This is a genomic window from Solidesulfovibrio magneticus RS-1, from assembly GCF_000010665.1.
Classification (GTDB): domain Bacteria; phylum Desulfobacterota; class Desulfovibrionia; order Desulfovibrionales; family Desulfovibrionaceae; genus Solidesulfovibrio; species Solidesulfovibrio magneticus.
Window position 1 is genome coordinate 1,827,501 of record NC_012796.1, and the last position, 25,798, is coordinate 1,853,298.

The following is a 25,798-nucleotide window of genomic DNA, read 5'->3' on the forward strand; positions in this document are numbered from 1 at the left end:
CCGGGTGATCTATCCATGAGCAGGTTGAAGCTCGGGTAAAACCGAGTGGAGGACCGAACCCATATGGGCTGAAAACCATTGGGATGACTTGTGGATAGGGGTGAAAGGCCAATCAAACTCGGTGATAGCTGGTTCTCCCCGAAATATATTGAGGTATAGCCTCGGGAAGGAAGGACGGAGGTAGAGCACTGAAAGGGCTAGGGGTCTCACCAGATTACCAAACCCTATCAAACTCCGAATGCCGTTCTTTTATTTCCCGGGAGTCAGACTCTGGGTGCGAAGGTCCAGGGTCGAGAGGGTAAGAGCCCAGATCGACGGCTAAGGTTCCCAAATCCATGCTCAGTGGGAAAGGAAGTGGGACCGCTCTGACAGCCAGGAGGTTGGCTTAGAAGCAGCCATCCTTTAAAGAAAGCGTAATAGCTCACTGGTCTAGTGGTCCTGCGCCGAAAATGTAACGGAGCTAAGCATGGTACCGAAGCCTCGGGCCTATCTTAACGATAGGCGGTAGGGGAGCGTTCCCGGACGGGATGAAGGCAGATTGTAAAGTCTGCTGGACTAACGGGAAGTGATAATGCTGGCATAAGTAACGATAAAACGGGTGTGAAACCCGTTCGCCGTAAGCCCAAGGTTTCCTGGGTAAAGTTAATCTTCCCAGGGTGAGTCGGTCCCTAAGGCGAGGCCGAAAGGCGTAGCTGATGGAAAACAGGTTAATATTCCTGTACCTGTTTGTGTGTGCGACGGAGGGACGCAGGAGGGTAGGTCAGCCGGCTGTTGGAAGTGCCGGTGCAAGCGTGTAGGCTTGGAGAACAGGCAAATCCGTTCTCCTTCAAGGCCGAGACGTGATGCCGTGTCTTACGACTGAAGTGACTAATCCCAGGCTGCCGAGAAAAGCTTCTAAGTTTAGCACAAGCAGACCGTACCGCAAACCAACTCAGGTGGGCGGGGAGAGTATCCCAAGGCGCTTGAGAGAACTCTGGTTAAGGAACTCGGCAAAATGACCCCGTAACTTCGGGATAAGGGGTGCCCCCTATGGTGAAGCATTTACTGCATAAGCCGCGGGGGGTCGCAGTGAAACGGTGGTGGCGACTGTTTACTAAAAACACAGGTCTGTGCGAAGTCGTAAGACGACGTATACGGACTGACGCCTGCCCGGTGCCGGAAGGTTAAGGGGTGGAGTCAGCGCAAGCGAAGCTCTAAACCGAAGCCCCGGTAAACGGCGGCCGTAACTATAACGGTCCTAAGGTAGCGAAATTCCTTGTCGGGTAAGTTCCGACCTGCACGAATGGCGTAACGATCTCCACGCTGTCTCGACCAGAGACTCAGTGAAATTGATGTGGCGGTGAAAATGCCGTCTACCCGCGGAAAGACGGAAAGACCCTGTGCACCTTTACTATAGCTTGACATTGGAGCTTGGGCAACCGTGTGTAGGATAGGTGGGAGGCTGTGAAACCGGCGCGCCAGCGTCGGCGGAGCCATCCTTGAAATACCACCCTCGGTTGTTTAAGCTTCTAACTCGGACCGTTATCCGGTTCGAGGACATTGTCTGGCGGGTAGTTTGACTGGGGCGGTCGCCTCCCAAAGAGTAACGGAGGCATGCAAAGGTTCCCTCAGGCTGATTGGAAACCAGCCGTCGAGTGCAAAGGCATAAGGGAGCTTGACTGCGAGAGAGACATCTCGACCAGGCACGAAAGTGGGCCTTAGTGATCCGGTGGTCCCGAATGGAAGGGCCATCGCTCAATGGATAAAAGGTACGCCGGGGATAACAGGCTGATCGCATCCAAGAGTTCATATCGACGATGCGGTTTGGCACCTCGATGTCGGCTCATCACATCCTGGGGCTGGAGCAGGTCCCAAGGGTTCGGCTGTTCGCCGATTAAAGTGGTACGCGAGCTGGGTTTAAAACGTCGTGAGACAGTTTGGTCCCTATCTTCCGTGGGCGTTGGAGAATTGAGAGGGGTTGTCCCTAGTACGAGAGGACCGGGATGAACGAACCTCTGGTGCACCTGTTGTCGTGCCAACGGCATCGCAGGGTAGCTATGTTCGGAAAGGATAACCGCTGAAAGCATCTAAGCGGGAAGCCTGCCTCAAGACGAGTTCTCCCTGAAGGACCCATGTAGACTACATGGTTGATAGGCCGGATGTGCAAAAGCAGCAATGTTTGAGCAGACCGGTACTAATAGTCCGTTCGACTTGATTTTTGCCAACAGACAATCCCATCCCTTATTTTAACTTATATATTTGTCCTGGTGGTCATAGAGGAGGGGGTACACCCGACCCCATTCCGAACTCGGAAGTTAAGCCCTCCTTCGCCGATGATACTGCATATTCTTGTGTGGGAAAGTAGGTCGCCGCCAGGGCTACTTTTCAAAAAGCCCCCGAATCGAAAGATTCGGGGGCTTTTTTTATGGTTTCCGGGCCGGAAAGAGGACGGGGGTAGGGGAGGGACCACGGTCACGGTCACTGTAGGGGACGCGGACACGGTCGGGGACACGACCACGGATACGGACGAGGTCAGGGGATAGGTTTGCTTTTCTGCCGGCCAGCAGGCAAGAGGAGATGAAAGCACGGGGAAGACACTTGGGGCATGTCGCTAGGCATCCAGTCAGTATCCAGACATAACGATATGGACTGGAGTTTCATGACGACTCCGTGGTTGCCCGCCATTGCAGAAAAGATTCCTGCGATAAGGAGGCTTCATGGAACGCACCGCGAACATGTTGGACGCTGTCCCCGACCTGTGGCAGGAAGCATCCGTGGCCGTCTGGGCGGAGCCGGAATCACGCCGTATCGCGTCACTCAACTTCGATGACGCTCAGGTAGATAATGTCGCTTCGATCTCCCTCGCGGACGCGCCCCATGCCTCCTTGGGCCTGGACCCGGTATCCCTCAACCGATTTGTCCTGTGCCTGCTGGCGGCGGACTGGGCCTGCTACCCTGATCCGGCCAACCGCGAAGCTTACCCGCATCTCCAACACGCGGTCACGGTCTTTCCCAAAGGCTTTCGCCTTTGGACGGCCGGCGCAGGCGGCTGTATCCTGCCTATCGGCTATTCGGCCTTTCACCCTATTTCCCCGGCCACCTTCGCCGTCCTGCGCGACGCGCCGCAAACCATCACCAATCGTCGCCAGATCACACCCCAGCCCCAGACCGCGTCCGGTGAGCAGTACCTCTATCTCTATAACATCGGCATCCTGCCCCGGTTCCATCGCACCGAGGCAAGCCAGGCGCTCATGCGGGCGTTTCGCGAAGACCTGGATGCCACGGCGCATCGCGGGCTTGCCGCCATCATCGTCTCGCCTGACGGCCAGCGTGTCATCGAACGGTTCGGACTGCGCCAATCAGGCGTCATCACCCATGACGGCCACGAAGAACTGGCGTACGTGAGCGACGAGTAACTGCTGATCTTGTACTGTATCCCAGCTCGCCCGCATTGACAGCCGTCGCCGCCGGGTATAGCCGGCTTTCGAAACATTTCCCGGCACGCACGGAGTTCCCATGCTTGGCATTCACGATCTGTGGCTTTTTATTGTCTCGGGCATCCTGTTCAACATGGCTCCCGGCCCGGACGTCATTTACGTCGTCAGCCGCAGCGCCGGACAGGGGGCCAAGGCCGGCATGACAGCGGCCCTGGGCATCGGGGCCGGTTGCTGCGTGCATATCCTGGCCGCCGCCGTGGGACTTTCAGCCGTGCTGGCCGCCTCGGCTACGGCCTTTTCCGTGATCAAACTGGTGGGCGCGGCCTATCTCGTGTATGCTGGCGTGCGCATGATCCTTGGCGCGCGAAAAAAAACAGCGCCCGAGGAAATTCCTCAGACGCCTGAAATCCGGCATCGTGGCATCTTCGTCCAGGGCTTTCTCACCAACGCGCTGAACCCCAAGGTGGCGCTGTTTTTCCTGGCCTTCCTGCCCCAGTTCATCGATCCGGCCGCGCCGCGCAAGGCCCTGGCCTTTGCCGTCTTGGGCGGCATCCTCAACTGCACCGGTACGACCTGGAATCTGCTCCTGGCCTGGTCCACGGCGCGCGTCGCCGGCGGCCTTGGCCGCGCCCGGCGGCTTGGCCCCTATCTCACCCAGGGGGCCGGTGCCTTGTTCGTGGCCTTTGGCGTCAAGCTGGCCCTGTCCGAACAATCCTGATTTCCGCCCCCCTGCCTCACCAAAACGGGCTTCCTGCCCCATCCCGTCTGATTCCGTGCCGTTTGACGCCTGTTACGCGTTGACGGCCGGATTTTTCGTCGCGCCCGACGCCGAACCGACCTTGAGCCGGCGTCCCGTGGCCCGCCTATACGCCCATTCCAGGCCGAAAGAGACCGGAAAAAGCCCGAGCATGGTCCAGAAGGCCGGCCGGGAGTGGGCGTACATGTTGGATCCAAGCACGCCCAGCAGCGACAGGCACAAGGCTATGGACAGCCAGATGAGCGCCGGCCGGCCGCCGGTGGCGGCGCGCAGGCGCAGGTGGGAGCAGGCCACGGCGGCGTAGATAAACAAAAACGCGCCGCTGCCCATCATGGCCACGCTGGAAAGATCGAAAAACAGCACGAAAACCAGCACCAGCCCGGCAGTCAGAAAGAGCCCTTCAGGCGCGCGTTTCCAGGCCGTCCGGTCAAAGGCGGCCGGCAGCTCCCCGTCCTTGGCGATCATCCAGCAGACGTTGGCCGCGCCGTAGAGGGTGGCGTTTAACGCCGCTGCCGTGGCGAACAGCGCGCCCACGGCGATGACGGTGAAACCGGACTTGCCCATGAACGTGCCGGCCGCCTCGGACAGGGCGTAGTCGCTGGCCGCGTCGATGCGGGCCAGGGGCAGATGGCCGAGCACGGCAAACGCTACGCCGAGATAGACCACGATGACCGAAAATACCGACAGATAGAGCGCCCTGGGCAGGGTGCGCGGCGGATCGGCCATGTCGCCCGCGGCGTTGGCGACCAGGCCGAAGCCTTCGTAAGCGATAAAGAGCATCCCGCCGCCAAAGGCGATGCCCGAGGGTTCGGCCCAGCCGGCCCTGGACAGCCCCTGCCAGTCGGCGGTGGCGCAGCCCCAGACCGCGAATACCGACAGCACGGCCAGGTTGACGGTCACGGTCACCAGTTCCGAGCGCCCGACCCAGGCCGCGCCAAAGACGTTGACCAGGGTAAAAAGGAGCACCGCGCCGACGGCGGCGGCCTTGGGCAGCCAGAGCGGGTGCTCGTGGGGGAAAAAGGTCATGAGGTAGCCGGCGAAACCGGCGGCGTACATGGCCAGGGCGATGACGTAGCCGATCCACATGTAGATGTTGAGCCCGCCGCTGACCACGCCGTCGCCAAGGCCGCGCACCAAAAATTCCACCGCACCGCCCTTGGTGGGGTAGCACGCGCCGAGTTTTGCGTAGTTGTAGGAGGTGGCCAGGGCCACCAGCCCGCCGGCCAGGAAGGAGAGCCACAGGGCCGAACCGGCCACATGGGCGGCCGAGCCGAAGATGGCGTAGACCCCGCCGCCGACCATGCCGCCGATGCCGATGGCCACGGCCGAGGCCAGGCTCATCTGTTTGGCGGCAGGGGCGGCGGGAGCGCCTTTAGCTGAGGGAGAGGAAGCGGACAGCATGGAAAGGCTCCGGGTAGGGGGTGGGCGTGGAGTGTGACAATAAGCGTTCGGCGGCTGGTTGCTGGCGGCCAAGGGGCCGTGCCGTAGGGGCGGTGAAGGACGTTTGAAGCTACGACACTGGGTGTGGCGGCAAGACGTTGGGAAGTCAATGGAAGAGGGGGGGCGAGGCGTGGCCGGAGTGGAGCCGGACATGCTCCACCTTCACCCGCGCCGGCAAACCGCCCAGTAGGGAGTTTGTCCTTCTTTGCTTAGTCCTGTTCCTGGATGACTGTTGGTGCTTGAAGCCGAGGCCGCCCAAACCGGCCGGTCCGGGCTTGTTGAGGCCGGCCAAGAGGCGTACAGAGCCCTGACCGGACATCATTTTGCGGAGATTTGCGTGACGCAACGGGTTTATTACTGCGCCAAATGCCTGGGGCAGCTTGGCTTGCTGTGGGGCATTTCCCTGGCCGGCCGGTTTCTGGCCGAGACCCTGGCGCTGCCCGTGCCGGGCAACGTGCTTGGGGTGTTGCTGCTTTTCGGTTTGTTGTGCCTGGGCGTGGTCAAGCTCGAACAGGTGGCGGCGACGGCGGATTTTCTCCTGCGCCATCTGGTCTTTTTTTTCATCCCCATCGCCGTGGGCCTCATGGACTGGGGCGCGACCTTCGCCCAGTACGGCCTGATGCTGCTCGTGGCCGTGGTGATCAGTTCCGTGCTGCCGTTTTTCGCGGTGGGCTATCTCAGCTTGCTGCTCCAGCGGAGGCGGTGATGGACGGACTTGCGCTTGGCGTCGTGTTTGTCGTTTTGACGGTCGCGGTCTATTTGGCCTGTCGCCGGCTGGCGTTTTGGGTGAACCATCCCTTGCTCAACGTCGTGGCGGTCAGCGCCGGGGTCATCATCGCCGTGCTCGTGGCCTGCGATCTGCCCTACGCCGCCTATGCCCCGGCCCGGGAGGCCATGACCACGCTGCTTGGCCCGGCTACGGTTGCCTTGGCCGTGCCGCTCTACCGCCATCGCCGGCTGCTGCGCAGCCATGGCCTGGCCATCCTGGCCAGCGTCGGTGCCGGGGCGCTGCTCGCCATGGTTTCGGCCGGGCTGGCGGCCAGCCTCGGCGGCCTGCCCCGGGAGGTGGTGGTGTCCATCCTGCCCAAGGGCGTCTCCATACCTTTTGCCGTGGAAATTAGCCGCATATACGATGGGATACCGGCGCTCAGCGCCGCCTTTGTCGTGGCCACGGGCACCCTGGGCTCGCTCTTCGGCGCCTGGCTGCTGAACCGCTCCGGCATCGATCATCCCGTGGCCCGGGGGCTGGCCCTGGGCACGGTGTCCCACGCCCAGGGCACGGCCACGGCCCTGCTCGAAGGCGAGGAGCAGGGGGCCATGGCCGGTCTGGCCATGATCCTGGCCGGGGTCTTCACCGCCGGTTTTGCACCGCTGGTGGTGCGGCTGCTCGGCCTGCTTTAGAGCCGCAGTCCTCGACAAGGCCGGGTCATCCTCGGCCTGGAGCACGTAGCGCGGCGCGCTGGCTCGGGGCCGGCACGTCACGCATCCAGCCGCAGCCGTTCGATGGTTCCTGTGGCCGAGGTTCTCATCCAGATGACGGGCAGACTAGGGTTTCGCCTGGACGAGGTTGTTGATCTTACAGGCTGCGCAGGCCGCGCCGAAGCCGTTGTCGATGTTGACCACCGTCACGCCGCTGGCGCAGGAGGTGAGCATCCCTAAAAGCGCCGCGACCCCGGAAAAGGCCGCGCCGTAGCCCACCGACGTCGGCACCGCGATGATGGGCTGGGACAAAAGCCCGCCAATGACGCTGGCCAAGGCCCCCTCCATGCCCGCCGCCACGATGACCACCCGGGCGCGGCGGATGTCGGACAGCTTGTCCAAAAGCCGGTGGATGCCGGCCACGCCCACATCCGACACCACAAAGGCCCGGCTGCCAAGCATTTGGCAGGTTTCACGGGCCTCCTCGGCCACGGCCAGATCGGACGTGCCGGCGGTCACGATGGCGATCTCTCCGTCCTTATAGGCGATCTCGCCGCGCGTGAGCGTCAGGGTGCGTCCCAGGGCGTTGAAGCGCGCTTGCGGGCACAGCCCGATCACATGGGCCGCCGTCTCGGGCGACACCCGCGTGGCCAGCACATTGGCGTGTTCGCGCAGGCGCAGGAAAATCTCGCCCACCTGCTCCGGCGTCTTGCCCTCGGCGTAGATCACCTCGGGAAAGCCGTTTCTAAGCGACCGGTGCAGGTCGAGCTTGGTGTGGCCCATGTCCAGAAAGGGCAGGTCGCGCAGGCGCGAAAGCCCGTCGTCCACGCTCAGGCCGCCGTCGCGGATGTCGTTTAAAAGCGCTCGCAGAGTCTCATTCGCGTCCATGGTTCCGTATCGCTTTGCGCCCGGCGCGGCCTGGTCGATAAGGCCGCGCGGCACGGGTTTCAGGTGTTGCCGGCGTCGTGCGGACCGGTTGATGGTCGGACCGGCCCGTGCCGATATCTAAGCGTCGCCGCAGGGTGGCGGGACAGACGCCGCGTCCGGCTTTTCGTTGAGGCTGCCCATGCGGTAGCCGGCCAGGTCCAGGGTCACGTGGCGGTAGCCCAGGGCCTTGAGCTTGGCGTCGATGTCGTGCCTGGCGTCGGCCTCAAGAACGGCCGGTGCCTGGTCGCGCGGCACTTCCAGGCGGGCCAGATCGCCGTGGCTGCGCAGCCGCACGGCCGGGAAGCCCAGGCTGCGCAGCCAGGTTTCGGCCGTGTCGATACGCTTGAGCTCCTCGGCCGTAACGCGCCTGCCGTGGGGCAGGCGGGTGAGCAGGCAGGCCCCGGACGGCTTGTCCCAGATGGGCAAGCCGGCCTGCCGGGAAAGCGCCCGGATGTCTGCCTTGCCGATGCCGGCGGACAAAAGCGGGCTGACGATGCCCAACTCGGCCAGGGCGCGCAGCCCCGGGCGATGGTCGCCCAGGTCGTCCTGGTTGGTCCCGTCCAGCACATGGGCGATGCCCTCGCCGGCGGCCAGCTCCAGCAGCTTGGCAAAAAGCGCCTTCTTGCACAGATAGCAGCGCTCGGGCGGGTTGTCGCGCAGCGCCTCGGGAAAGGGGACGGGCAGGACCACATGGCGTACGCCAAGGCGGCCAGCCAGGGCCGCCGCCTCGGCGATCTCGGCCCGGGGGGCGTAGGGCGTGTCCAGGGTGACGGCGGTTAGGCCCTCGCCCATGGCTCGGCTGGCGGCGTGGAGCAGAAAGCTGCTGTCCAGGCCGCCGGAAAAGGCCAGCACGGCAGATTGCAGCCCGCCCAGATCGGCCAGCAGGCGACGGTACCGCTCGATTCGGCCAGCGTCGTCGGTCACGGCGTTTCCCCGCGTCCGGCGCACTGGGACACCACGGCCTGGACCTCGGCCAGGGACAGCCCGTGACGCCTGGCCAGTTCCCGGCAGTCCTCCAGTTCGGGCTTGGAGCGAAGTCGTACGCCATTTCGGGCGGCGTGCTTCATGGTCACCGGCCCCAGGGGCGTGTCCAACCGGGAAAAGGTCCGGTCGAGCACGGTTTTCTCCAAACGCAGGACTTTGACGCCAAGCGTTGTGGTGTGGCGAAAGACCAAGTCCTTGAAGCGTTCTTCGTCGGCGGCGGCGCAGAGCAGCGACAAGGTCGTGCCGGGCCGGTTTTTCTTCATGAGGATGGGCGTGAAATGCACGTCCATGGCCCCGTGTTCCATAAGCACGTCCATGGCCACGCCCAGGGCCTCGGCGGTCATATCGTCGATGTTGCAGACAAGCAGCCGGGCGTCGTCCGGGGCCTTGGCCGCCGTGGCGTCCGGGGCTTCGGCCTTGGCTAGGTGGACCCGCAGGACGTTTGGCCGCTCGGTGTGGCGGTGGCCGATGCCGTAGGCGGTTTTTTCAAGGGTCAGGGCGGGCGTGGCGGTGAAGCGGGTGGACAGGGTCGCCAGGATGGCCGCGCCGGTGGGGGTGGTGGCCTCGTGGGGTGTGCCGCCCCGGGTGGTGGGAACGCCGGCCAGGATTTCCGTGGTGGCCGGGGCCGGCACGGGCATGAGGCCATGGGCGCAGTGCACAAAACCGCCGCCAAGCTCCACCGGCGAGGCCCAGACCGCGTCCACGCCCAGGGCATGATAGCAGATGGCCGCTCCCACGATGTCCACAATGGAATCAACGGCCCCGACCTCGTGGAAATGCACCTCGTCCACCGCCTTGCCGTGGACCTTGGCCTCGGCCTCGGCCACCTTGCGGAAGATGGCCAGGCTCGTGTCCTGGACCGGTTCGCTTAAGGAACTTCCCCGGATGATGGCCTCAATGGCGGCCAGGTTGCGGTGGGGGGCGTGGCCGTGGCTGTGAGAACCGTGGACGTGCTCTTGCCCAGGCTCGTGGTGGTGGCCGTCGTGGCTATGACGGTGGCCATGGTCGTGGGCTGCCGCGTGGGCATGACGCTTCGCCTGGGCTTCGTGGTGATGCCCGCCATGGACATGACCGTGCTCTTGCTCCTGGCCGTGTTCATGATGTCTGCCGTGCCCGTGTTCGTGGCCGTGCGGTCCGCCGTGGTCGTGTCCATGTATCTCGCCATGTTCGTGATGGCCGCCGGCCGCGTCGTCGGCAGTTAGACGCACGTCCACGCGCAGGCCGTGGATGCCGTTTCGGGCGTCCTCGCCGACGTCCAGCCGAAATTCCTCATCCAGACCAAGCTTGGACAGTTCGGCCCGCAGGAAGTCGGGCGAAACGCCAAGGCCCATCATGGCGGCCAGGTTCATGTCGCCGGATACGCCCGCGAAACAGTCGTAGAACAGTATTTTCATGGGATGCCGCGCCGGTGCGCCGGGTTGCCGGGTTCGTTACGCCGGGTCATGGTTGAGCAATGGTGGGGCAATCGGCGCGGCTTGTCCAGAGGGGGGCGAGCCGCGCCGACGCGGGCGGGATCAGTCGAGGCCGGCCCGGAAGTGGTTTTTGAGCGCCTCCACCTCGGCTTGGAAGTTGGGGCCTTCGAAGGCGGCGGCGACCTTTTCCAGTTGGTCGGGGATGGCGATCTGCTGGGGACACTTCTCCAGACACTCGCCGCAGGCCACGCACTGGGAGGCGTAGCTCTGCTCGCCGTTTGAGGTCACGCCGCTGCCAAAGGCGGTGTACATCATCTTGGCCCCGGAGTTCTCGCCAAACATGTGCAGCTGATTAAAGAAGTTGAAGCAGTTCGGAATGTTGACGCCCATTGGGCAGGGCAGGCAGTAGGCGCAGCCAGTGCAGCCCACCGGCATGAGTTCTTGGTATTTGCGGGCCACCCGGTCCACCAGTTCCAGCTCGGCCGGGGTCAGGGAGCCGGGGGCGGCCACGGCGGCCACGGCCAGGTTCTGGGCGATATGGGCCTCGACGTTCATGCCCGAGAGCACCACCGTCACCTCGGGATGGTTCCAGATCCAGCGCAGCGCCCATTCCACCGGCGTGCGCTTGGTCGCGGCCTCGTCCCACAGGGCGGCCACGGCCGGCGGCGCTTCGGGCAGGGCCAGGGTGCCGCCGCGCAGCGGCTCCATGATGATCACGCCCAGGCCCTTGGAGGCCGCGTACTCCAGGCCCGCCGTGCCGGCCTGGTACTCTTGGTCCAGGAAGTTGTACTGGATCTGGCAGAAGACCCAGTCGTAGCCGTCCACGATGCGGGCGAAATCCTTGCCCTCGCCGTGGAAGGAAAACCCGGCGTTGACGATGCGGCCGTCGGCCTTGGCCGCGTCCAGGAACTCCCGCACGCCAAGGGCGACCAGTTCGTCCCAGGACGAGCCTTTGAGGGTGTGCAGCAGATAGTAATCGATGTGGTCCGTGCCCAGGCGCTCCAGCTGGGCGTTTAAGTACCGGTCCATGTCCTCCCGGGATTGGACGAGCCAGGAGGGCAGCTTTGTGGCCACCTTGACGCGCTGCCGGTAGCCGTCTTTGAGGGCCTTGCCGAGCAGGGGTTCGCTTGCGCCGCCGTGGTAGGGCCAGGCCGTGTCCACGTAGTTGACGCCCTGGTCGATGGCGCTGCGGATCTGGTCGATGGCTCGGGGTTCGTCGATGACGCCGTCCACGGTCGGCATCCGCATGCAGCCGAAACCAAGAATGGACAGTTCGTCGCCGGTCTTGGGCATTTTTCTGTAGAGCATTGTTTCTCTCCTCGTCGCGGGCGGTTGGCCCCGGATGGTTGCCGCGTTTGTCGGCATGGTGCGACGAGAGGCACCTTATCCGAGGGCAGCGGGCCGATGAACGTCCATTCCTGCTGAAAAATTGCCTGATCCTCGCACGGGTGGGCGTCGCCCTCTTCCGTCGCTTCCGTCGTGCCGTCTTAGTCGCCGGCCAGCCGGCGCAGGCTTTTGATGTCGCGAAGCGGCGGCGCGCCGAAAAGCCGGCTGTATTCCCGGTTGAACTGGGAATGGCTCTCGTAGCCAACAGCAAAGGCCGCGCCGGCGGCGTCGATGCCCCCGGCCAAGAGCAGCCGCCGGGCCTCGTGCAGGCGCAGCCACTTCTGGTACTGCAGCGGACTCATGGCCGTCAGTTCCCGGAAATGGCGGTGGAAGGTCGAAACGCTCATGCGCGCCTGTTCGGCCACCTCCTCAACCCGCAGGGCTTCCTTGAAATGGCCCTTGAGCCAGTCGATGGCCACGGCGATCTGGCTGCCGCGCGAGCCGGCCGCCGCGATCTGGCGCAGACGCGCCCCCTGGTCGCCGGTCAGGAGCCGGAAAAGGATCTCGCGGTACACCAGCGGGGCCAGCGCCGGGATGCTCTCGGGTTCGTCCAAAAGCGCCACCAGCCGTTGCAGGGCGTCCAGAAGCGGCAGGGTGACCCGGCCCACGGCCATGGCCCGGTTGGTCTGCCGCTCGGGCAGGGGCGGCGGCTTGCTGTCCACCACCGTCTGGGCCACTTCGCGCTGATCAAGGCGCAGCACCAGGCCGAGATAGGGCGTCTCGGGACTGGCCTCGACGATCTGGGACATCACCGGCAAGTCCACCGAGGTGATGAGATAGTTGTACGGATCGTACTGGTAGACGTCCTCGCCCAGGTACACCCGCTTGGCCCCCTGGACGATGCAGCACAGGCTCGGCTCGTGCACGTAGCAGGTCTGGGCCGTGGGCTCGCCGCGCCGCACCAGGGTCAGGGCCGGGATGGCCGTGTCCAGCACGTCGCAAACGGCGGTGCGCCGGGCGATGCTTTCGGCCAGCCCCTCGCGGGCGACCTTGATGTCTTCGGGTTCGACCCGGCGGGAAGCGCCCTGATCGGTCATTGGACACCGTCCTTGCTGTTTTGGCCAAGGTTACCCGGGTCCGGCCCGGCGGCAAGGCTGTTTGATCGTTTTTGCGAGGATTAGGCAAGAAAGCGGCACGATCAAACAATGCGTTTTCTTCTTTTTCGGTCTGGCGCTTCGCTGTCCCGGCGCGGACCGGACTGTTTCTTGGCCGTGGGCAAGGGAGGAGCGCCAGAGTTTTGTTGACAATGACAATCGTAATCAATTATGGCTCCCCAAGCCTGGAACGGACGCTTTGCGGGACAAGGCCGACGAATCGACAGGTCGCGGGAGTGGGGCGGACAATGGCGAGTCAGGACGACGAAAGTTTGCGCGAGGCGCGGGCCAGACTGGAGCAGGCCGGGGACGACCCGGCCGAGGCTTTGGCCCTGGCCGCCGATTTTCTGCTTTTGGCCGAGCGCATGGCCGGCAAGGCCGAGAAGCTGGCCCGCATCGGCGACCGCACCCAGGCCCGCATGGTGGACCTCAACCGCCGCCTGCGCCAGCAGGAAGAGCGCTACCGGGGCATTTTCGAGAATTCCACCGAAGGCATCTTTTTGGCCGACGCCGAGGGCGCGCTCATGGCCGTCAATCCTGCCCTGGTCGGCCTGTTGCGACCGGGCGAGGTGGCCGACGATCCGGCCACAGCCACGCCGGCCCTGGCCGGTGACGTCCAATCCTTGTTCCATGATCCGACCGACTATCAGGCCTTTGCCCAAAAACTGGCGGCAAGGGGCCAGGTGCGGCGCATGGAGGCCCGGCTGGCCACCCCGCGCGGGCCGGTCTGGTGTCTGGTGGGCGCGGCCCTGGTCGAGCCCGACGGCCATGTGGTCGGCATGACCCAGGACATCTCGGCCCGAAAGGCCCTGGAAGAGGAGCTATTGCGCCTGGCCGCCTCGGACCCGCTGACCGGCCTGGCCAACCGCCGGGGCTTTTTCGAGGGCGCGGCCCGGATGCTCGGCATGGCCCGGCGCTGCGGCACGCCGCTGTCCATGATCATGCTCGACATCGACCATTTCAAGGCCGTCAACGACGCCTATGGCCACGACGCCGGGGACGCCGTGCTGCGGGCCGTGGCCGGAAGGTTGCGCGAAAGCCTTCGTGTGTCCGATCTGGCCGGCCGGGTGGGCGGCGAGGAGTTCGCCGTCCTGTGCCCGGGCACGGACCTGGCCGGCGGCGTCGAACTGGCCGAGCGCCTGCGTCTGGCCTTGGAGGACATGGTAGTGACGGCCGATTGCCGCGCCGTCAAGGTGACGGCCAGTTTTGGCGTGGCCCAGTGCCGCGATGATCGTGACGCCGCGCCAAGCGCCTGCCTGACCCGGGCCGACCGGGCGCTGTACGCCGCCAAGCGCGGCGGCCGCAACCGGGTTTGCCTGGAGTCCGACGGTTCCCTTGGCCCCGGGGCCGTGTGATGCTTCTCTCAAAACATGACGCAGGCATGTTTTCAGGATGTCGCAAAATCTGGCGGTGTTGTTTGTTGTGGTGGTGGCCTTGGCATACGTAAAGCCGGTATACGGCGCTTGGGCCGTCCCGTGCGGTGAGACGGAGTGCGACAACCTGTGGCCGGAGCCTTGCGGCGCGAAAATCCTCAAAGCCGTCGCAATGTTGCCATTTAATGATATTGACATCAATTTTCAATTTCAATAAAGAGGCTCAGGCAAAGGGGTGATCCAGAACACTGGAAGGCCGCAACGGCAAGGAGGCCATGGTGCGCAGATTCATTCGAAAATGGCGGGGCGGGGAGGCCGGGGAAGGCGTCATGAAAGCGGGCCTGGGCACGCCGGCCAAGCTTGGTCTGATCCTCTTTCCTTTCGTGGTTGTCGCTCCCTTGGGCCTCATGTTCGGCCACGCCGCCCTGGACGAGGCCACGCTCAAGGCCGTGCTGGCCGGCTACGTCACCCTGGGCGTGATCCTCTATTACCCCCTGGTGCGCCTGGCCGGGAAATCCATTGTTTTCGATCAGGTCGGCCGGCTGGTGGACAGCTGCATGCGCATCAAGCAGGGCTGCTACGACACCGCCACGGCCCCGCCGGCCCGGGGCGAGTCCGGTGATTTTCCGGGTCTGGCCCGGCAAATCTACTGGCTTGGCCATGCCGTGGCCGTGCGCGAGCGACGCTTAAACGACACCCTGGTGAACCTGGAGACGGCGCGCCGCCAGATCGAATCGAGCATCGACTACGCCGCCCGCATCCAGCGCGCCTTTTTGTCCGATCCGGCCGAACTGGCCTCGGTGTTTCCCGACAGCTTCGTGTGGTGGGACCAGCGCGACGTGGTCGGCGGCGACGTCTTTTTCCTGGCCAAAAGCGCCGGCGGCGTCTTTCTCGGCATCGGCGACTGCACCGGCCATGGCGTGCCTGGCGCGTTCATGACGCTTATCGCCAAGGCCGCCCTGGACCGGGTGCGCCTGGAACGCTTCGAGGGCGATCCGGGCGGCGTTCTGGCCGAGGCCCACCGCTACATGCGCCGCTGGCTCATCGCCGAGGGCGGCGAGGTGGACGACGGCATGGATATGGGACTGGTTTATTTCGACGCCGACGACGCCTCGCGGCTGGTCTACGCCGGGGCGCGCCGGCCGCTTTGGGTCGAGCGCGGCGGCGAGGTCGAGGAGATCGGCGCGGACCGCCTGGGCCTGGGCTACGCCAAAACCCCGGAGGACGCGGTCTTTGCCAACGTGGCCGTGGAGTTGGCTGCGGGCGATACGCTCTTTCTTTTTTCCGATGGCCTCACCGACCAGATCGGCGGCGTACGGGGCTTGCCGCTGGGCAAAAAGCCCCTTCGCCAATGGCTGGCCGAGGCGGCCGGCGCGCCCCTGGTAGAGCGTCGGCAGGCCCTGGTCACCATTTTTGAAAACCACAGGGGCCGCGCCTCCCGGCGCGACGACGTGGCCGCCCTGGCCGTGCGCCCCGTTGCCAAGCAAGGAGTCAATGCATGACAGGCGGGCCGCAATTCGACAAATGCCGGGAAATGCTGCGCGAGGGCGGCGTGGTCCTCTACTTCAAGGGACCGGTGACCCAGGAGGTGGTGGAGGGCCTTGGCTCCATGATCCGGCGCAAGGTGGATTTCGAGATCGCCAACCGTTCCCGGGCCTCCCAGGCTTTCGCCGTGCTGGTGGAACAGCTGCAAAACGTGCTGCGCTACGCCGCCGACGCCGTGGACATGGCCAGCGGCCGCATGGCTTCCGGGGAACTCATCATCCGCCTGGACCCGGCCGGCCTGTGCCTGAGCTGCGGCAACCTCATCACCAGGGACCTGGGGCCGCGCATCCGGGAACGCCTCGACGCCCTGGCCGGCGTTGACAAGGACGGCCTCAAGGCCCTGTACAAGGCCGCCCGCCAGCAGGGGCCGGACGAGCAGTCGCGCGGCGCGGGACTGGGGTTTCTGGAGATGGCCCGGCGGGCCGTTTCGCCCATGCGCTACGAGATCGAGGCCGTTTCCGACGAGCTGGCCTGGTTTTCCCTGGATGTCGTCATCGCCTAAAAGCGTTCTTCAAACAGACGCTCGTGTTATTGTAAAATCATGAGTTGCAGGTGGTTGTCGGCGAAGTGCCGGATGCTCTTTTTAAGGACGCGACACGAGCCGGGAAGACCGCCGCCATTGCAGCCGCCGCGCAAGGTCCGGCCTGGAAGCGTTTTCAGGGCCGGGACCGGCGCAGGCCATAGGAGAGAAGTTTTCATGCAGCCGTTTGTCTGCGCGCCCACGCGCTCCACGCCGGAAGTCCACTTTGACGCGGCCAGCCATCGCCACCGCATGAAGGGCGAATGTTATCCGGAAAACGCGGCCGCGTTTTTCGGGCCGCTTTTCACCTGGGTCAAGGCCTATCTGGCCGCCAAACCGGCCGGCCCGGTCGTGTTCGATCTGGAACTGGTCTATTTCAACTCGTCCTCGTCCAAGGCTCTGCTCGACCTCTTCGAGATCCTGGAGCGCGCCGCCGCCTCGGGCACGAACATCACCGTCAATTGGCGCTACGACAAGGATAACGACATCGCCTGCGAATGCGGCGAAGAGTTCGCCGAGGACGCCAAGGCGCTCATATTTACGCTGCTGGCGCTCTAACAAGAGGGAGATGCCTCCGGCGGCCGGGAGGGGGTAACCCCCTCCCGGACCCTCCCTGAAAGGGGGGCAACAAGGATCAAGGAGCGAGGGGGGACGACATGGATGACGTCGCCATGGTGGCGGATGGGCCGGAAACGGTTCGGAAAATGGCGGCCGGCCGGCCGCTTTGCTGGCGCGCGCCCCATCCGGCCTCCCTGGCCCTGGCCGGTCTTGTGGCCGTGGCGGCCGGGGGTGCGGCCGGGGCCTGCGTCCTGTGGCAGATGCCGCCGGTTGCTGCCGTTTTGTTGGTCGGGCTTTCGGCCCTGTGCCTGACCCTGGCCGGCCTGGCTTTGCTGGCGGAAATGCCGGCGCGCCTCATGGCCGACCGGCTGGCCCAGGCGGCGGAGGGCATTCAAGCCGAGGGGCCGCCGCCTCTGGCGCTTGTCGTCGGCCCTCTGGCCGGGTTGTGGCCGGCGGCCGGTGAGGTGGCCGGGCGGGTGGCCGACCTTGGGGCCGAAGCCGAGGCTCAGCGCCGCCAGGCCTTCACCGAAAATCGCCAGGCGCTCAAAGCCCTGCGCGACGCGACCAAGGCCCGCAAGCAGGCCGACCAGGCGCGCGCCGCCGCCGTGGCCGAGGTGGTGGGCGAGGTGCGCGGCCATGTGGACGCCGCCTCGGGTCGGACCCGGTCGCTGCTGGCCGATAGTTCCGCCGCCGTGGAGCTCGTGGCCGGCCAGTCGGCCAGCCTCGGCGAGGCCATGGACCTCCTCGACCTGGCCCTGGCCGCCGTGCGTCGGGCCTCCGATGCCGCCCTGGCCGCCGCCGCCAAGGCCAACGCCGCCGCCGCCACAGCCGCCAGCGGCCGCCGCCTGGAAGAGGGGCTGGGGCAGGGGTGCCGCACCTTGTCCGCGGCCATGGACGGGCTTTCAACCTCCTTTTCCGAACTCCTTGGCGGCTTGCGCTTTGCCGCCGACACCGGCGAAGCCATTGCCGACATCGCCGACCAGACCAACATGCTGGCGCTTAATGCCGCCATCGAGGCCGCCCGGGCCGGCGACCACGGCCGGGGATTCGCCGTGGTCGCCGACGAGGTGCGCCGGCTGGCCGAGCGCTCCAAGGAGGCCGCCGCCCAGGCTGCCGCCCGGTTGGGCCGGGTTCTGGCCCAGGCCGAGGGCAACGCCGGCCTTTTGACCGAAGCCAACGCCGCCGCCGGCGAGTTCCTCGACCTGTCCGGCCGGCTAGGCGCGGCCCTGGCCTCCATCGCCGGCGACGCCGAGGCCGCCCGGACCCAGGGGCAAGGCAGCGCCGAGGCCATTGGGCAGTCCCTGGCTTCCTTGGACCGGGCCGGTCAGGCCCTGGCCGAAACCCTGGCCAAGGCCACGGCCATCGAAGAATCGTCCCTGGCCGGCCAGGACCATGCCCGCCGGGTGGAAGAAGCCCTGGCCGGCGTGGACAGCCTCATGGCCCGGCTATGCGGCACGACGGCGGCGGACGGATCTGTGGCCTGTAATTGAAAATTACAGCCATTATCAATGAATCCGAAATCCAGTCTTGGTTGGGAGGGAATATGGACAGGCGCGAGGACGACAACCGCACGCATCTGGGGGCCATTGCCCCGGGCGGGCAATGCACGGTGGCACGGGTGGGCTGCGACGGCTGCCTGGGGCAACGCCTGGGTGATCTGGGGCTGGTGCCGGGCGAAACGGTGACGGTGGTGCGAAACGCGCCCCTTCGCGACCCCATTGAGATCAAGGTCAGCGGCTTTCTGGTCAGCCTGCGGCGTTGCGAGGCCTCCCTGGTCGAGGTGACGGCAAAATGAGCGCGCGCATCCTCGCCGCCCTGGCCGGCCAGCCCAACTGCGGCAAGTCCACGGTCTTTAACATGCTCACCGGCGCGCGCCAGCATGTGGCCAATTTTCCCGGCGTCACCGTGGAAAAGAAATCCGGCCATTTCAAGCTCGGCGGCAGCAGTTGCGAACTGGTGGACCTGCCCGGCGCCTATTCCATCAGCTCCTATTCCCCGGAAGAACGCGTCACCCGCGATTTCCTGCTGTTTGACCACCCCAAGGTGGTGGTCAACGTCATCGACGCCTCCAATTTGCGCCGCCATCTGTGCCTGACCGTGGAACTGCTCGAGCTTGAGGCCAACGTGGTGGTCCATTGCAACATGATGGACGTGGCCGAGCGCCGGGGCCAGAAGCTTGACATCGAGGCCTTGGCCGCGCGCCTGGGCGTGCCGGTGTCCTCGGGCGTGGGGCGCAAAGGCCAGGGCCGCGAGAAACTGGCGGCGGTCATGACCCAGGCCATGGAACAGCCCCCCAAGGACGAGCCGTTTCGGGTGGATTACGGCCCCCTGGAACCCCACATCCGGGCCGTTGAGGACGTGCTGGCCGAGGGCGGGGAGCTGGGCGCGCCCAGGCGCTGGCTGGCCGTGCGGCTGCTGGAGGGCGACGCCGGAGCCACGGCGTTCGTGGGCGAGGTGTTTTTCGATCCCGTGCGCCTGGGAACGCTTGTCGCCGAGCGCCAGCAGGCCTTTGGGGAGGCGTCCGGGGAATCCCCCGCCGCCTTTGCCGCTCTGGCCCGCCGCCGGTTGGCCAGAAACCTGGCCCAGGCCGCCACGCTCAAGGCCGCCGGCCCCGAGCGCACCGCCACAGACCGCATCGACGACCTTGTGTGCCACAAATTTCTTGGTCCAGCCATTCTCGTGGCCGTGCTGTTCGTTCTCTACCAAGTGTCCATCGTCTACGGCTACAAGCTCACCAACTACACCTGGCCGCTTCTGGCGGGCCTCAAAAACTTCGTGGCCGGCTATCTGCCTCCGTCCGGCATGCTCGAAGACCCGGTGCTGCGGTCGCTCGGGCTGTGGTTCATGGATTCCATCAATGCGCTGCTCAACTACATCCCGATATTTTTCCTGCTCTTTTTCTGCGTGGCCTTCCTGGAGGACACCGGATACATGCCGCGCATGGCCTTCATCCTGGACCGGCTCTTCCGGTCCTACGGCCTGCACGGGCAATCAACCCTGCCCATGGTGCTGGCCGGGGTCTATCTCGGCGGCTGCTGCGTGCCCGGGGTCATGGCCTGCAAGGCCATCCCGGACGACAAGTCCCGGCTGGCCACCATCCTTATTATCCCGCTCATGAACTGTCTGGCCAAGGTGCCGCTCTATGTCCTCTTGGTCGGCGCGTTTTTCCCCCACGAAGCCTCGGCGGCCATGTTCTTCATCTCCACGGTAACGCTGTTCATGGCCCTGCCCATCGCCCGGCTGCTCTCGGGCACGCTGCTGTCCAACCTCGACAGCGCGCCGTTTATCATGGAAATGCCGCCATACCATATGCCGACCCTGCGAAACCTCCTCACCAGGGCCATTGAGAAGGTGGCGCTTTTCATTCAGAAAATCGTCACCGTGGTGGCCGCCGTGGCTGTCATCGTTTTTGTCCTGCTGCAGTTTCCGGGCATCAGCCGGGAGCACAAGGCCGTCTATCAGGCCCGGATCGACGAGGCCCGGGGGCAGCTGGACGCCGCCGTGGCCGGGTCGCGCTTCGAGGCCGTCCTGGCCGGCGACGGGCTGCTCCATTTCCTGCGCTACGAGGAAGCCTACAAGGCGGCCCGGGCCGGCATCGAGGACGCCGAGGCGGCCAAGGCCGTGGACGCCAGGTTCCGCGACGAGAGCCCGGATTTCTTCGCCATCTTGAAACCCCGGACCGATGCCGCGGCCAAGGCCGCCCAGGCTGGGGTGAAGGGCTTTGCCGCAGCCCGTGACGGCATCACCCTGGAAATGCGCCGGGAGCGCCTGGAAACGAGCTTCCTGGGCATCCTTGGCCGGGCGCTGGAACCCGTGACCCAGTTCGCGGGATTCAACTGGCGCGTCAACGCCGGTCTGCTTTCGGCCTTTGCCGCCAAGGAATCGGCCGTGGCCACCATGGGGGCCATCTACAAGCTTGAAGCCGGCGGCAACGACAACGCTTCGCTGGAGGATTCCATGCGCAAGGGCGAGGCCGATTTCACGCCCTTGCACGCCCTGGCGCTGATGCTCTTCATGGCCTTGTATCCGCCCTGCATGGCCACCTCCATGATGATCAAGGTCCAGACCGGCCAGGCCAAGTGGATGGTCCTGGCCATCCTCTATCCCATGGTGCTCGGCATTGTCGTGGCCAGCGCCGTTTTCACCGGCAGCCGGCTCCTGGGCCTCGACGGCGTCACGGCCATGTGGAGTTTTTACGCCGTGGCCGTGGCCGCCACCATTCTGGCCGGCCTTGTGCCGCACCGGACCCGGGGCATGTTGTCCGTGGCCGGGAATGCCTGCCCGGCGGTTCCCAATTCCTAGCCGTCGATGTTTCAAGAAGCCGTAAATCCCGGGCGCGGCCTTGCCCCCGCCCGGGAAAACCTCAACCCGCGCGGACGCGGATGATCGGAGAGACGTATCATGCAACTGAAAATGAAAATGCTTTTCGTTATCGTTAGTCTGGTGCTGGCCCTGCCCGGAGTTGCCCTGGCCCACACCGCCCTTTGCACCTGCTTTGACAACGCCGACGGCACCATCACCTGCGAAGGCGGCTTTTCCGACGGCTCCTCGGCCTCGGGCGTGAGCCTTATCGTCAAGGACGGCGGGGGCAAGGTCATCGAACAAGGGGCCATGGACAAGACGTCCAAGTACACCTTCAAGAAGCCCGCCGGCGCGTACACAGTCGTTTTCGAGGCCGGCGAAGGCCACAAGATCGAGATCGACGGCAAAAAGATCCTGGAATAACGCGGAAACCCCACAAAGGAGCACGACATGCAGCACAAAAAAACCGTTGCCGGCGTTTTGGCCGCCCTGGCCTTGGCCCTTCCCGGCCTGGCCCTGGCCCACTTCCAGATGATCTACACGCCGGAAATCGCCCTGGACAAGGGCGGCGAAGTGGACATGCGCCTGGTGTTTACCCACCCCTTTGAGGCCGGGCATTCCATGGACATGGGCGCGCCGGAGCAGTTTTTCATGGTCTACCAGAAAGGCGGCGAGGGCGAGCCGCAAAAGACCGACCTCAAGGCGGGGCTGGCCCCCATCGTCTGGAAGAGCCTGGGCAACACCGGCAAGGCCTACACCTTCAAGCAAAAGCTGCGTAGCCCCGGCGACTATGTTTTCGCCCTGGTCCCGGCGCCCTATCTTGAGCCCGAGGAAGGTGCCTACATGCAGCAGATCACCAAACTGGTGCTCAACGTCGGCGGCATCCCCGGCAACTGGGACAAGCCGGTGGGCCTGCCCGCCGAGATCGTGCCCCTGGCCAAGCCCTACGGCCTCTACACCGGCAACGTGTTCGTGGGCCAGGTCTTGTCCGAGGGCAAGCCCGTGCCCAATGCCGAGATCGAGGTGGAATACTTGAACCACGCCCCGAACATGGCCGCCAACAGCTTCGACAAGAAAGCCGCCGTGGCCGCCCCTCACGACTGCTTCATCACCCAGGCCATCAAGGCCGACGCCAATGGCGTCTTCGTCTACGCCATGCCCAAGGCCGGCTGGTGGGGTTTTGCCGCCATGGGCGTGGGGCCGGTCAAAGAGTTCGAGGGCAAGGCCATGTCCCAGGACGCGCTCATCTGGGTCAAGGCCGTGGACATGAAATAGTTCCCCCCATGCCGGGAACCCTCCGGGAAAGCGGGGCGTCCGTTTATGGGCGTCCCGTTTTGTTTTTGGTCCATCGCCGGACGGCTCCTGGCGTCGCGTCCTTGGAAGCGCAGAAGCCGTATTGCCGGCGGACACACGGAAGCCAAGGTTCTTTCAAATGTCGACCCGTCCGCGCGGGGGGAGCGGGGACGGGTCAGGCGGTCAGGCCAGGCCGAGAATCCAGCCCTCGATGGCGACGGCCTCGCGTTCGGCGTCGCTCAGCGACGGCTCCAGGAACGCGCTCAGCCGGCCGGCCCGGTCCGTGGCCTGGAGCCAAGCGCACAGGCAAAACGCGTCGTGTTGATCCGGGGTGCGGCCGTTCCGGGGATAGAGATGGCTGACCAGGGACGGATAGGCTTCGGCGACCACTGATGCCCCGGCCGGGGGCATGAAGCCGTCGAAGGGCCAGAAAACTGCCTTGCCGTCGGTCTCCTGGCGGATGCGACGCAGCATGGTCAGGCCGGCGAAGGTCGCCTTGGCCACCGATCCGGGCACATCGAAATGAAACACCGACTTGGCCCGGCCGGTGCGGATCTCGCACAGCCGCCGCCAGCGCGAACTGCCCATACGGGCCGCGCCGTCGCCAAACGCGCCTTGGCGGATAAAGTCCACGTACATATAGGGCTCGTCCGTGGGCCAGTGGGCGGCGAAGTCGTCGAGAAAGGCCGGCCAGTCGTCGGGAAGCCCGTACTGTTCGAAATAGGCCAGGGGAAAGGAAAACCCGTGGTCGATGCCGACCAGGGTCGGGATGTCTTCGCCCAGGCGCTGGGCGAGCCAGTCGGTTAGCGCCTGACGGCACCAGTATTTGCGGCCCGGTTCGGTGGTGGTCGCCTCGCGGGGCGGGCCGTCGCCGTCGGCGACATAGGCGCGAAGACCCTTTAAAGGGGAGGTGGGAACCTCGGCCCCGGAATAGTCGATGCCGATGTAGCGGGCGAAACGAGGCTTTTTCTCGGGCTTGGGCACGAGGCGCAGCCTTGGGGGATCGGATGGACAAGCGGGCATGGCGGCGCTCCTTGCCCTGACCATATCGGGTCCCGGCGACGGCGTATAGGGGCGGGCGATCCGCCACCCGGCCTCCCTTGCCGCCTTTCGGCCGATCGGCTATCCCAGGGCGGCGCAAAGACGCAGGGGAGCGCACGACATGTCCAAGACCACCCGGGCCACCCAGGCCCTGGCCAAGGCCGGCGCGGCCTTTGATGTCCTGACTTACGATTATCAGTCCGGAGCCGAGCGCATCGGCCTGCAAGCCGCCGCCGCCATTGGCGAACCGCCCTCGCGGGTGCTCAAGACGCTCATGGTGCTGGTGGACGGCAAACCGGCCTGCTGCGTGGTCCCCTCCGACGGCGAGCTGTCCATGAAACGCGTGGCCGCCGCCTTTGGCGGCAAGGCCGCCGCCATGATGCCCCCGGCCGAAGCCGAAAAAGCCACCGGCTACCACGTGGGCGGCATCAGCCCCTTTGGCGCGAAAAAGCGCCTGCCCGTGGTCATCGAGGCGGCGGCGCTGGACGAACCCTACGTCATCATCAACGCCGGCCAGCGCGGCGTCATGGTCCGCCTGTCCCCGGCCGAGGCCGTGCGCGTGGCCGGCGCACTGTCTGCGCCGCTGCTTGCCTGAGCTTCCTGTCTGCGCATCCGTTTTTATCCGTGATTCTGGTTTGTTGTGACGCGTTGCGGCTTGACGGCCGCGCGCGGTGGTTGGCAGCGTTTTCTCGCTGGTCGCTGGTCGCTGGTCGCTGGTCGCTGGTCGCTGGTCGCTGGTCGCTGGTCGCTGGTCGCTGGTCGCTGGTCGCTGGTCGCTGGCGTGTGACGCTGCGAAGCTGCTGCGGCTAAGTGACCAAGGCTGCCGGCTCAGGAGCACCGGCCAGGGCCGGACGTGCCGGCTAGGAAGAGTCCGCCAGCCGCCGCAAGAAAACAGGCATCGGTTGGCGCCATGGCAGTTCGCTGACGATGCGCGGCGACGGACCCTTCCCGGCCGGCGCGTCCGGCCGGACCGGGGGCCGCCGCGCCGGGAATCTCCCCGGCGCGGCGGGCCTGGCGGCTACATGGCCGCCGTGTAGATGTCGGCCACGTCCTTGTCCGTGGCGCAGCGCGGATTGGTGAAGCGGCAGATGTCCTTCTGGGCGTTGGCGGTCATGGTCGGAATGTCACCCGCCTTGACCTCCTTGCCGTAGCGCCGGCCAAGCTCGACCAGATTGGCCGGGATGCCGACGTCGGTCGAGAGCTGGCGGATGGCCTTGAGCGCCAGTTCGGCGGCGTCGCGCGGGGCCAGACCGGCCGTGTTCTCGCCCATGATGGCGGCCATTTCGGCGAATTTTTCCACCTTGGCGATGAGGTTGAACTTCTCGACGTAGGGCAGAAGCAGGGCGTTGCATTCGCCGTGGGGCAGGTTGTAGAAGCCGCCGAGCTGGTGGGCCATGGAATGCACGTAACCAAGGCTGGCGTTATTAAAGGCCATGCCGGCCAGGTACTGGGCAAAGCACATGCCTTCCCGGGCGGCCAGATCCTGGCCGTTGGCCACGGCCTTGCGCAGGTGGGTGAAGATGAGTTTCATGGCTTCCACGGCGCAGGCGTCGGTCATGGGGTTGGCGATGGTGGAGACGAAGGCTTCCACGGCGTGGGTGAGCGCGTCCATGCCGGTGGCGGCCGTCAGCGCCGGGGGCATCCCGACCATGAGCACCGGATCGTCTATGGCGATGCCCGGGGTGACGCGCCAGTCGGCGATGGCCATTTTGACGTGGCGCGAGGTGTCGGTGATGACCGCGAACCGGGTCATCTCCGAAGCCGTGCCGGCGGTGGTGTTGACGGCGAGGTAGGGCATGAGCGGCTTGGTGGCCTTGTCGATGCCTTCGTAGTCGTGGATCTTGCCGCCGTTGGAAATGAGCAGTCCGATGCCCTTGCCGCAGTCGTGGGAGGAACCGCCGCCCAGGGTGATGAGGCTGTCGCAGCCCGAGCTTTTGTAGAGTTCCGTCCCTTCGGCCACGTTGAGGTCAGTGGGGTTGGGCACGGTCTTGTCGTAGACCGTGTAGGGCATGGCGGCGGCGTCGAGGAGTTCGGTCACCTGTTTGAGGATGCCGGCCGCAACCACGCCTTTGTCCGTGACGACCAGCGGTTTGCTGCCCCCCAGCGCCTTGATCTTCTCCGGGATGAGCTTGGACGCGCCGATGCCGATGAGGGTCACGCTGGGAATGAAGAAACCGTATACCTGTTCCTGAACTGCCATGGCGTCCTCCGAGACGGTTTGATGGTTAGATCTTGCCTGTACATGGCATGCAACAACATCGCTTATGACAGATCCTGTCTCGATTGAAGCGAACGACAGGACGTGTCGTGACGGCTGCCGCAGCCGAGTCG

Annotated in this window: 23 protein-coding genes and 2 rRNA genes (1 of these 25 running past the window's edge); 17 read left to right on the top strand and 8 right to left on the bottom strand. The window is 65.2% G+C overall.

Annotation, left to right across the window (positions count from 1 at the left end):
* The 4 genes from DMR_RS07685 to DMR_RS07700 all read left to right on the top strand — a co-directional run.
* Window positions 1-2,198, top strand: a 23S ribosomal RNA gene (locus DMR_RS07685) (it extends 725 nt beyond the left edge of the window).
* 44 nt (window positions 2,199-2,242) lie between these two features.
* Window positions 2,243-2,357, top strand: a 5S ribosomal RNA gene (gene rrf / locus DMR_RS07690).
* Window positions 2,358-2,696: 339 nt separating this feature from the next.
* Entirely contained in the window at window positions 2,697-3,395 is a 699-nt protein-coding gene (locus DMR_RS07695) for a hypothetical protein (protein ID WP_015860342.1), read from the top strand.
* A gap of 100 nt (window positions 3,396-3,495) precedes the next feature.
* Window positions 3,496-4,134 carry a LysE family translocator gene (locus tag DMR_RS07700; protein ID WP_015860343.1) on the top strand — a complete coding sequence of 213 codons (639 nt, stop codon included), beginning with the start codon at window positions 3,496-3,498 and terminating at the stop codon, window positions 4,132-4,134.
* Window positions 4,135-4,206: 72 nt separating this feature from the next.
* Here DMR_RS07700 and DMR_RS07705 read toward each other — a convergent pair whose 3' ends face one another.
* Window positions 4,207-5,574 (bottom strand): APC family permease, encoded by a 1,368-nt coding sequence (locus DMR_RS07705; RefSeq protein ID WP_015860344.1) that lies wholly within the window; start codon window positions 5,572-5,574, stop codon window positions 4,207-4,209.
* A 376-nt stretch (window positions 5,575-5,950) separates the two neighbouring features.
* Between DMR_RS07705 and DMR_RS07710 the strand changes: the two genes are divergently transcribed.
* Window positions 5,951-6,319 carry a CidA/LrgA family protein gene (locus DMR_RS07710; RefSeq protein WP_015860345.1) on the top strand — a complete coding sequence of 123 codons (369 nt, stop codon included), beginning with the start codon at window positions 5,951-5,953 and terminating at the stop codon, window positions 6,317-6,319.
* Window positions 6,319-7,014 carry an LrgB family protein gene (locus tag DMR_RS07715; protein WP_015860346.1) on the top strand — a complete coding sequence of 232 codons (696 nt, stop codon included), beginning with the start codon at window positions 6,319-6,321 and terminating at the stop codon, window positions 7,012-7,014. Before DMR_RS07710 ends, DMR_RS07715 begins: the two co-directional genes overlap by 1 nt.
* Before the next feature lie 144 nt (window positions 7,015-7,158).
* Here the strand turns inward: DMR_RS07715 and larB are convergent, their stop codons facing one another.
* From larB to DMR_RS07740, 5 genes are all read right to left on the bottom strand, one after another.
* Window positions 7,159-7,920, bottom strand: a complete 762-nt coding sequence (larB, locus tag DMR_RS07720; RefSeq protein WP_015860347.1) for a nickel pincer cofactor biosynthesis protein LarB — start codon at window positions 7,918-7,920, stop codon at window positions 7,159-7,161.
* Window positions 7,921-8,037: 117 nt separating this feature from the next.
* Window positions 8,038-8,883 (bottom strand): ATP-dependent sacrificial sulfur transferase LarE, encoded by an 846-nt coding sequence (larE, locus tag DMR_RS07725; RefSeq protein WP_043601586.1) that lies wholly within the window; start codon window positions 8,881-8,883, stop codon window positions 8,038-8,040.
* Window positions 8,880-10,337, bottom strand: coding sequence for a nickel pincer cofactor biosynthesis protein LarC (gene larC, locus DMR_RS07730; RefSeq protein ID WP_015860349.1), 1,458 nt, complete (start codon window positions 10,335-10,337; stop codon window positions 8,880-8,882). The genes larE and larC overlap by 4 nt, the downstream gene beginning before the upstream one ends.
* A 120-nt stretch (window positions 10,338-10,457) precedes the next feature.
* The gene (locus DMR_RS07735) at window positions 10,458-11,663 is read right to left on the bottom strand and encodes an aldo/keto reductase (RefSeq protein WP_015860350.1); all 1,206 of its coding nucleotides are present in this window, start codon (window positions 11,661-11,663) and stop codon (window positions 10,458-10,460) included.
* Window positions 11,664-11,842: 179 nt separating this feature from the next.
* The gene (locus DMR_RS07740) at window positions 11,843-12,778 is read right to left on the bottom strand and encodes an AraC family transcriptional regulator (protein ID WP_015860351.1); all 936 of its coding nucleotides are present in this window, start codon (window positions 12,776-12,778) and stop codon (window positions 11,843-11,845) included.
* 305 nt (window positions 12,779-13,083) lie between these two features.
* Between DMR_RS07740 and DMR_RS22365 the strand changes: the two genes are divergently transcribed.
* The 10 genes from DMR_RS22365 to DMR_RS07790 all read left to right on the top strand — a co-directional run bounded on the left by DMR_RS22365 (window position 13,084) and on the right by DMR_RS07790 (window position 22,408).
* On the top strand, window positions 13,084-14,190 hold the full coding sequence (locus DMR_RS22365; RefSeq protein WP_015860352.1) for a GGDEF domain-containing protein: 1,107 nt from the start codon (window positions 13,084-13,086) through the stop codon (window positions 14,188-14,190).
* A gap of 37 nt (window positions 14,191-14,227) precedes the next feature.
* Window positions 14,228-14,425 carry a hypothetical protein gene (locus DMR_RS07750; protein ID WP_043600297.1) on the top strand — a complete coding sequence of 66 codons (198 nt, stop codon included), beginning with the start codon at window positions 14,228-14,230 and terminating at the stop codon, window positions 14,423-14,425.
* Window positions 14,426-14,537: 112 nt separating this feature from the next.
* Window positions 14,538-15,710: a PP2C family protein-serine/threonine phosphatase gene (locus tag DMR_RS07755; protein WP_043601590.1), complete on the top strand. Its 1,173-nt coding sequence runs from the start codon at window positions 14,538-14,540 to the stop codon at window positions 15,708-15,710.
* Window positions 15,707-16,255 carry a SiaB family protein kinase gene (locus tag DMR_RS07760; RefSeq protein WP_015860354.1) on the top strand — a complete coding sequence of 183 codons (549 nt, stop codon included), beginning with the start codon at window positions 15,707-15,709 and terminating at the stop codon, window positions 16,253-16,255. The genes DMR_RS07755 and DMR_RS07760 overlap by 4 nt, the downstream gene beginning before the upstream one ends.
* 195 nt (window positions 16,256-16,450) lie before the next feature.
* Complete coding sequence (locus tag DMR_RS07765; protein WP_043600301.1) at window positions 16,451-16,831, top strand: DUF1987 domain-containing protein; 381 nt, start codon at window positions 16,451-16,453, stop codon at window positions 16,829-16,831.
* 98 nt (window positions 16,832-16,929) lie between these two features.
* A complete protein-coding gene (locus DMR_RS25135) occupies window positions 16,930-18,321 on the top strand; it encodes a methyl-accepting chemotaxis protein (protein ID WP_015860356.1) in 1,392 nt (463 codons plus the stop codon).
* A gap of 53 nt (window positions 18,322-18,374) precedes the next feature.
* Complete coding sequence (locus DMR_RS07775; protein ID WP_015860357.1) at window positions 18,375-18,626, top strand: FeoA family protein; 252 nt, start codon at window positions 18,375-18,377, stop codon at window positions 18,624-18,626.
* Window positions 18,623-21,133 (top strand): ferrous iron transport protein B, encoded by a 2,511-nt coding sequence (gene feoB, locus DMR_RS07780; protein WP_015860358.1) that lies wholly within the window; start codon window positions 18,623-18,625, stop codon window positions 21,131-21,133. Before DMR_RS07775 ends, feoB begins: the two co-directional genes overlap by 4 nt.
* Before the next feature lie 99 nt (window positions 21,134-21,232).
* Entirely contained in the window at window positions 21,233-21,556 is a 324-nt protein-coding gene (locus tag DMR_RS07785) for a hypothetical protein (protein ID WP_015860359.1), read from the top strand.
* 27 nt (window positions 21,557-21,583) lie between these two features.
* A complete protein-coding gene (locus DMR_RS07790) occupies window positions 21,584-22,408 on the top strand; it encodes a DUF4198 domain-containing protein (RefSeq protein WP_015860360.1) in 825 nt (274 codons plus the stop codon).
* A 201-nt stretch (window positions 22,409-22,609) separates the two neighbouring features.
* On the opposite strand, the gene DMR_RS07795 is transcribed toward DMR_RS07790, so the two are convergent.
* Window positions 22,610-23,449 carry a hypothetical protein gene (locus tag DMR_RS07795; RefSeq protein WP_052278972.1) on the bottom strand — a complete coding sequence of 280 codons (840 nt, stop codon included), beginning with the start codon at window positions 23,447-23,449 and terminating at the stop codon, window positions 22,610-22,612.
* Window positions 23,450-23,588: 139 nt separating this feature from the next.
* Here DMR_RS07795 and DMR_RS07800 point away from each other — a divergent pair, with 139 nt between their 5' ends.
* A complete protein-coding gene (locus DMR_RS07800) occupies window positions 23,589-24,062 on the top strand; it encodes a YbaK/EbsC family protein (RefSeq protein ID WP_015860362.1) in 474 nt (157 codons plus the stop codon).
* Between the two features lie 423 nt (window positions 24,063-24,485).
* Here DMR_RS07800 and DMR_RS07805 read toward each other — a convergent pair whose 3' ends face one another.
* On the bottom strand, window positions 24,486-25,667 hold the full coding sequence (locus DMR_RS07805) for an iron-containing alcohol dehydrogenase (protein ID WP_015860363.1): 1,182 nt from the start codon (window positions 25,665-25,667) through the stop codon (window positions 24,486-24,488).
* Window positions 25,668-25,798 lie beyond the last annotated feature (131 nt).

Bases quoted from the DNA above. Each gene is read 5' to 3' on its own strand.
- DMR_RS07705 (WP_015860344.1), bottom strand. From the start codon at position 5,574: ATGCTGTCCGCTTCCTCTCCCTCAGCTAAAGGCGCTCCCGCCGCCCCT.
- DMR_RS07715 (WP_015860346.1), top strand. From the start codon at position 6,319: ATGGACGGACTTGCGCTTGGCGTCGTGTTTGTCGTTTTGACGGTCGCG.
- DMR_RS07700 (WP_015860343.1), top strand. From the start codon at position 3,496: ATGCTTGGCATTCACGATCTGTGGCTTTTTATTGTCTCGGGCATCCTG.
- DMR_RS07755 (WP_043601590.1), top strand. From the start codon at position 14,538: ATGAAAGCGGGCCTGGGCACGCCGGCCAAGCTTGGTCTGATCCTCTTT.
- DMR_RS07695 (WP_015860342.1), top strand. From the start codon at position 2,697: ATGGAACGCACCGCGAACATGTTGGACGCTGTCCCCGACCTGTGGCAG.
- DMR_RS07805 (WP_015860363.1), bottom strand. From the start codon at position 25,667: ATGGCAGTTCAGGAACAGGTATACGGTTTCTTCATTCCCAGCGTGACC.
- DMR_RS07775 (WP_015860357.1), top strand. From the start codon at position 18,375: ATGGACAGGCGCGAGGACGACAACCGCACGCATCTGGGGGCCATTGCC.
- DMR_RS22365 (WP_015860352.1), top strand. From the start codon at position 13,084: ATGGCGAGTCAGGACGACGAAAGTTTGCGCGAGGCGCGGGCCAGACTG.
- DMR_RS25135 (WP_015860356.1), top strand. From the start codon at position 16,930: ATGGATGACGTCGCCATGGTGGCGGATGGGCCGGAAACGGTTCGGAAA.
- larC (WP_015860349.1), bottom strand. From the start codon at position 10,337: ATGAAAATACTGTTCTACGACTGTTTCGCGGGCGTATCCGGCGACATG.
- DMR_RS07785 (WP_015860359.1), top strand. From the start codon at position 21,233: ATGCAACTGAAAATGAAAATGCTTTTCGTTATCGTTAGTCTGGTGCTG.
- DMR_RS07740 (WP_015860351.1), bottom strand. From the start codon at position 12,778: ATGACCGATCAGGGCGCTTCCCGCCGGGTCGAACCCGAAGACATCAAG.
- DMR_RS07800 (WP_015860362.1), top strand. From the start codon at position 23,589: ATGTCCAAGACCACCCGGGCCACCCAGGCCCTGGCCAAGGCCGGCGCG.
- DMR_RS07790 (WP_015860360.1), top strand. From the start codon at position 21,584: ATGCAGCACAAAAAAACCGTTGCCGGCGTTTTGGCCGCCCTGGCCTTG.
- DMR_RS07750 (WP_043600297.1), top strand. From the start codon at position 14,228: ATGTCGCAAAATCTGGCGGTGTTGTTTGTTGTGGTGGTGGCCTTGGCA.
- feoB (WP_015860358.1), top strand. From the start codon at position 18,623: ATGAGCGCGCGCATCCTCGCCGCCCTGGCCGGCCAGCCCAACTGCGGC.
- DMR_RS07760 (WP_015860354.1), top strand. From the start codon at position 15,707: ATGACAGGCGGGCCGCAATTCGACAAATGCCGGGAAATGCTGCGCGAG.
- DMR_RS07795 (WP_052278972.1), bottom strand. From the start codon at position 23,449: ATGCCCGCTTGTCCATCCGATCCCCCAAGGCTGCGCCTCGTGCCCAAG.
- DMR_RS07735 (WP_015860350.1), bottom strand. From the start codon at position 11,663: ATGCTCTACAGAAAAATGCCCAAGACCGGCGACGAACTGTCCATTCTT.
- larB (WP_015860347.1), bottom strand. From the start codon at position 7,920: ATGGACGCGAATGAGACTCTGCGAGCGCTTTTAAACGACATCCGCGAC.
- DMR_RS07765 (WP_043600301.1), top strand. From the start codon at position 16,451: ATGCAGCCGTTTGTCTGCGCGCCCACGCGCTCCACGCCGGAAGTCCAC.